2 protein-coding genes are annotated in these 2,965 nt (G+C 40.6%); one reads left to right on the top strand and one right to left on the bottom strand.

Annotated features, from left to right (window positions below; genetic code table 11):
• Positions 1 to 2,649, top strand: a 2,649-nt coding sequence (locus VK664_RS08435; RefSeq protein ID WP_461398200.1) for a PQQ-dependent sugar dehydrogenase, incomplete at its 5' end; no start/stop codon positions are given.
• Positions 2,650 to 2,736: 87 nt separating this feature from the next.
• On the opposite strand, the gene VK664_RS08440 is transcribed toward VK664_RS08435, so the two are convergent.
• Positions 2,737 to 2,965, bottom strand: a 229-nt coding sequence (locus tag VK664_RS08440) for a hypothetical protein (protein ID WP_461398201.1), incomplete at its 5' end; no start/stop codon positions are given.

The following is a 2,965-nucleotide window of genomic DNA, read 5'->3' on the forward strand; positions in this document are numbered from 1 at the left end:
ACAATTTATGCTTCCGGACTGGTTCCGGGGAATACTTATTATTGCAGAGTATACTCTGCCGGAACAGGCCAAATGACTTCTACTGGGAATTTTAAAATCCTTGTAACACCATCCGCAATGGTTAAGGTAACTGCCGGAAGAATGAATGAAGTTTTTAATCAGCAGATCTTGTCACAGCCAAGTCAGTTAAATGATCCGTGGGAAGTAACCTATGGACCGGATAATAATCTATGGATTACTGAATCCAAGGGTTATCGTGTATTGAAAGTTAATTCAGCAAGCGGTGCGAAAGATACAGTTTTGGATATATCTCAAAACAGTACTTTTTTAGAACTATCGGAGCGCACTTTCAATTGCCAGTTTAGTAATGGTGCTGGCGCACAAGGTGGCTGTGCCGGACTTGCCCTTCATCCAAAATTTCTGGATCCAATCGCGCCTAAAAATTATGTTTATCTATCTTATGTATATAGTCAATCAACCTCCACGAAATTCACAAACCGGTTGGTGAGATTTAGCTATAACACTTCAACAAATAAATTAGAGTCACCGGTTTCGTTATGTGATACCTTACCCGGCAGTAGCGATCACAATTCTCAACGGATGATCATCGCGCCAGTTGGTGGAATCGATTACCTGTTTTATGCTTCAGGCGATATGGGTGCAGGACAATTTGGTAACCATATGCGCCCCCAAAATGCACAGGTCTATGGATCTTATGAAGGGAAAATTTTGAGGTTTAATCTCGAACCAGATGGAGATGGAGGATTAAGTGACTGGATTCCAAGTACAGGTTCCGGGGATGCAACAAATCCATATAATGCTACACTTGGCGTTCAAAGCGCAATCTGGGCTATGGGAATCCGTAATAATCAGGGGTTTGCTTATGACCCTGTTTTAGATAAATTGTATGGATCTTCTCACGGCCCGTTTAGCGATGATGAAATCAATGTTATTGAACGTGGTAAAAATTATGGTCATCCGATAGTAATTGGATACGCAGCCGATGGTAATGCAAATGGCACTACCGCAGGAGCTTCACCTGGTATGACCCCTGCCAATCCTTCTTCCTGTCCCGATATTATCAGTGAAGTGAATAACGCGATTGCTATCGGACCAACTTATAAGGATCCCTTGTTTTCAGCATATCCGAACTCAACAGCTTTTGGAAGTCTTAAAACATTGTGGGATAATACTGCCGGCGCAAATGCCCAATGGCCATCAGAAGGTTGGTCAGGTTTGGGTCTGTATACTAATACCTTGATACCAGGCTGGAGTAAATCATTGGTAGCTACCTCTTTAAAATGGGGAAGGCTTGTTAGGCTAAGACTAAATGCTGCGGGCACTTTAACTGCTCCTAATAATACAGCTGCCGACACAATAACTTATTTCGGAAGTATCAATAAATACAGAGATGTTGCTTTTTCTCCGGACGGAAAAGATATTTTCGTTGTGATGGATAAAGGAACATCAAATTCAGGTCCGGCTGCCGCAAATCCAATTGTACCAGCTTGCGCAGGTTGTTTGCAGAAATATACTTTCCTTGGTTATGCTGACGTAGCGGGTAAAAGCTCCATTCCTGCATTAATAGATGTGACCAGTGGTGCGGCAAACTCCTGCAATACCGGTACTACAATAAACATTGATAATTCAAATAATAATTACTGGGTTCCGATTACAGGTCCCGATGGAAACATCATGGCGGAAATATATCCTAATGGCAAGAATCTTGGGACCGTTACCTCTTCGTTTTACAATAATGCGGGAGCGGTAAGAGTAAAAAGTGGCGCGAGCTATGCCGACAGGAACATAACGATCACACCTCAATTTCAACCATCCGGTACTGTAAAAATCAGGCTCTACATCAGCAAGGCTGAATACGATGCCTTAGATGCTGATCCATTAAGCCAGGTCACCACGCTTGCCGATATAAAGATTCATAAGAATAACGATCCCTGTCAGAATGCAATCTCTGCCACATCATCGATTATTAATCCTGTTTATTCAGAGGCGCATGGAACGATGGGTTACATGCTGCAAGCCGATATTGCAAGTTTTTCCAGTTTTTACTTTGCTGCAACAAGTCTTACGCTTCCGCTAAATTCAATAACGTTCAAAGGAAATTATAAAAATGAAGTTTCGTATCTGAACTGGGATGCAAAGAATGAAGTAAATACAGATCATTACGACGTGGAACGCAGTACAGATCATCTAATATTTGAAACGATCGGATCCGTTATTTCAAAAGGTAATTCTTCAGAAAAAAATAAGTACAATTTTATTGATCCGGAAGCTTCCAGACTTGGTGTCGTCAAACTTTACTACCGGTTGAAGATAACGGATATAGATGGTTCGTTTGCTTATTCAAACATTGTGGCCGTTGATATACCAGGTAGCTTCATCACCCGTATTTCAATCTTCCCAAATCCAGCGGACAAACAAACAACCTTGCAGATCTTATCACCAAATGAACAGCAGATTAAATGGCAGTTGATTGATGTGGCCGGTCGCAAAATTATGAGTAAGGAAGCAACCCTTAAAAAAGGTGAAAACAGAATAATGATTGATCTGAATAACCTGAGATCCGGTGTTTATTTCTTACAGGTAACCGGTGAGTTTATAAATGCTCAGGAAAAAATCAGAAAGTTGTAATGTTTGATTGGGTTTCCAAGAATAAAAAAAGGCAACATAATTTAAACCACGTTAAATATGTTGCCTTTTTTTAGCCTTGTCAGATCATCAGCTGATCTTGACAATCTTTTTGTAAACATAAAATCTACCTGATTCGCTTTTAAGAATTAGCTTGTTATCCGCATTTTCTACAGTTACATAATAGGAATCAGAGGCCGGAGTCGCATACTCGAAAGCTTCAGTTACCCAATACTTTTCAAAGTAAGATTGCAGGTTCATTCTTAAGTTAAAAGGAAGATCGCTGGATGCAAGATTCCTGGAAACTCCAAGCATTTTT

This window comes from Flavitalea sp., assembly GCF_035489435.1.
GTDB lineage: Bacteria > Bacteroidota > Bacteroidia > Chitinophagales > Chitinophagaceae > DATHKG01.